4 protein-coding genes are annotated in these 2,932 nt (G+C 48.8%); all 4 read left to right on the forward strand.

Annotated features, from left to right (window positions below; genetic code table 11):
• The first annotated feature begins 66 nt into the window (after nucleotides 1–66).
• Nucleotides 67–660 (forward strand): FMN-binding protein, encoded by a 594-nt coding sequence (locus JF818_RS10275; protein WP_198891921.1) that lies wholly within the window; start codon nucleotides 67–69, stop codon nucleotides 658–660.
• A 1-nt stretch (nucleotide 661) separates the two neighbouring features.
• Nucleotides 662–1,273 (forward strand): NADH:ubiquinone reductase (Na(+)-transporting) subunit D, encoded by a 612-nt coding sequence (locus JF818_RS10280; protein ID WP_198891922.1) that lies wholly within the window; start codon nucleotides 662–664, stop codon nucleotides 1,271–1,273.
• Entirely contained in the window at nucleotides 1,266–1,859 is a 594-nt protein-coding gene (locus JF818_RS10285) for an NADH:ubiquinone reductase (Na(+)-transporting) subunit E (protein ID WP_198891923.1), read from the forward strand. The genes JF818_RS10280 and JF818_RS10285 overlap by 8 nt, the downstream gene beginning before the upstream one ends.
• Nucleotides 1,860–1,869: 10 nt before the next feature.
• Nucleotides 1,870–2,932: NADH:ubiquinone reductase (Na(+)-transporting) subunit F (locus tag JF818_RS10290; RefSeq protein ID WP_198891924.1), on the forward strand; the 1,063-nt coding region annotated here is incomplete at its 3' end.

The raw sequence follows: 2,932 nt of genomic DNA on the forward strand, positions 1-2,932 counted from the left end.
GCTCGATACCCTGCTTAAAGGGGCCAAGGCAAAGAAAAAGCTGAAGAAGGCAGAAGGAGGAAAAGCATGAAAGCAAAAAGAACGTTCTACAGCGAGCGTATTTACCCGCTCCTCTTCATGTTCGCAGTTACATTCTTCTGCATCCTTATAACCTCCGGCCTGCAGCTCGCTACCGAGGATAGGGCAACAGCGAACGAACTTGCATTCACCAGAAGGGCAATCCTCAATGCTGGTGGTGTTGTATTTGAGAACACTACTGAAGGGATTGAGGAAGCGTTCCAGAGCAAGATAGAGGAACATGATGGGTACTATGTTGCAGACAGCGATAGTGGAAAACGCTATATCATCCCCGTGGAAGGTCCAGGACTGTGGGGAGCCATTACCATCATGGCAGGATTTGAGGAAGATCTGAGTACTTTCTCAGGCATCGCCATTGTAAGCCAAAATGAAACCCCAGGTCTCGGGGCTCGTATCGAGGAACCTTGGTTTACTGAACAGTTCAGAGGAAAGCAAGCCCCCTTCACGTTGGTTGAAGAAGGTACAGCCGATGCGCCAACCGAGGTGGACGCCATTACCGGGGCTACCCGCACTTCAGAGTACTTCAAGAATATCACAAACCGTGCTGCAAATGATGCAAAACGAATCATTGGAGGTGAGTAGAATGGCCAGTAAACTGCTACGAAAAACGTTTATGGAACCACTGGGAAAGAACAACCCTGTGTTTGTCCAGATCCTAGGCATCTGCTCCACACTTGCAGTAACGAACAAGTTGCAGAATACCATGGTCATGACCTTGGGGGTGATGTTCACCACAGCTCTCTCCAGCCTGACCATTTCAATACTGAGAAACTATATTCCATCACGAATCCGAATGATGGTGGAGACCATGGTGATTGCAACCTTCGTCATCATCGTGGATATCGTCCTTAAAGCCTTTTACCCGGAGATGTGGAAGCAACTTGGTCCCTATGTTGGGTTGATCATCACCAACTGTATCATCATGGGTAGGATCGAGGCCTTTGCCTTGCAGAACAAACCCATGCTCTCTTTGGTTGATGGATTGGCTTCCGGCTTGGGCTATGCCTATGTGTTGCTGGCAATCGCATTCGTGAGAGAGTTGCTGGGAACAGGAAGCCTTTGGGGTTTCCAGATCCTTGGCTCCTGGTGGACAAACTGGTCCATTATGATCATGCCACCCGGCGGCTTCTTCGTTTTGGCGATCATTATCTGGATTATTCGAGAAAAAATCATGAAGGAGGCCAAGAATGACTGATTCATTGATGCCCTTTGCTGTTTTCTTTGCCTCAATTTTTACCGGGAATATCCTCCTTACCAATTACCTGGGGATGTGTTCCTTCCTCTCAGTCTCAAAGGAACTGAAGACTTCTACCGGGCTGGGGATGGCAGTCATCTTTGTCATGGCAACGACCACTCCCCTGAACTGGATTGTGTATCAGTACCTGCTTATTCCATACAATCTGGAGTATCTCAGGTTCATTGTGTTTATCATTGTTATCGCTGCATTTGTACAGCTTACTGAGATGACACTGGAGCGATACAGTGAACCGCTGTACCAATCACTGGGCATATTCCTCCCGCTGATAACGGTTAACTGTGCAATCCTGGGCGTAAGTCTTTTCATGGTTATCAGGGAGTATACCCTGCTGACCTCCTTCTTCTTTGGACTGGGAAGCGGAATTGGATGGTTCATCGCCATTATCGCGATGGCAGGGATTAGGCAGAAACTCAAGAACGCCAAGATTCCCCCAGGACTGGAAGGCCCGGGAATCACCTTGGTAATTGCTGGATTCATGGCCATGGCATTCATGGGATTCTCCGGCATGATCGCCATATCCTAAGGGGGAAGAGATGATTGTAACACTACTGATCAGTATCGGGATCATCAGCCTCATCTCGGTCTTCCTGGCAATCTTGCTGGTAATTGCAGATGCAACCATTGGAAACTATGGTGTGGTGAAAATCTCGATCAATGATGGCTCGAAGGAATTGGAAGTCCAAGGAGGCCAGCCATTGCTTAAAGCCCTCAACCAGGAGGGGGTTTTCATCCCATCAGCATGCGGAGGACGTGGCTCTTGTGGAATGTGCAAGGTAAGGGTTGTCAGTGGAGGAGGAGACTACCTCCCCACGGAGCTACCCTGGATATCCGATGAGGAGAAGGAAAAGAACGTAAGACTCTCCTGCCAGTTCAAGGTGAAACAGGATGTCGCCATCGTTATCCCTGAGGAACTCTTCCTGGTCAAGGAATTCAAGACAACTGTAGAGAGTATCAGGGACCTGACCCATGATATCAAGGAAGTAAGACTTCGCTTGAAAGAACCAGCCGAGATTTCTGCAAAAGCTGGACAGTATATCCAGTTTGAGGTTCCTGAATATGAGCTGACCGATGAGAGAGTCTACCGTGCCTACTCCATGGCCTCTTCTCCAGATGACAAAAACCATGTGGAGCTGGAGATACGCCTGGTGCCGAACGGTATTTGTACCACCTACGTGCATCAACATCTCAAGGAAGGGGATGAGATCATCATCAATGGACCATACGGTGACTTCTTCCTCCGTGAGACCGATAAGCATATCATCTTCATCGCTGGCGGTTCGGGAATGGCCCCGATCAAATCGATGTTGCTTGACATGGAGAAAAAAGGTATTACACGAAAAGCCTCTTACTTCTTTGGTGCTCGCTCAAAACGAGACCTGTTCTTGCTTGATGAGATGCGGGCTTTGGAAGAGAAGATGCCGAACTTCACCTTCATCCCCGCACTCAGCGAACCGCAAGAGGAAGATAATTGGGATGGGGAGGTCGGCCTTATCACTGATGTGGTGAGAAGGATGGTGAGTGAAGGTGCCAATAGTGAAGCGTACCTCTGCGGCAGCCCAGGAATGATCGATGCTTGTATCAAGGTGTTGGATGAGG

This window comes from Sphaerochaeta sp. S2, from assembly GCF_016406725.1.
Taxonomy (GTDB): Bacteria; Spirochaetota; Spirochaetia; order Sphaerochaetales; family Sphaerochaetaceae; genus Sphaerochaeta.

Coding starts and splice junctions, on each gene's coding strand:
- JF818_RS10275 (WP_198891921.1), top strand. CDS start 67: ATGAAAGCAAAAAGAACGTTCTACAGCGAGCGTATTTACCCGCTCCTC.
- JF818_RS10280 (WP_198891922.1), top strand. CDS start 662: ATGGCCAGTAAACTGCTACGAAAAACGTTTATGGAACCACTGGGAAAG.
- JF818_RS10285 (WP_198891923.1), top strand. CDS start 1,266: ATGACTGATTCATTGATGCCCTTTGCTGTTTTCTTTGCCTCAATTTTT.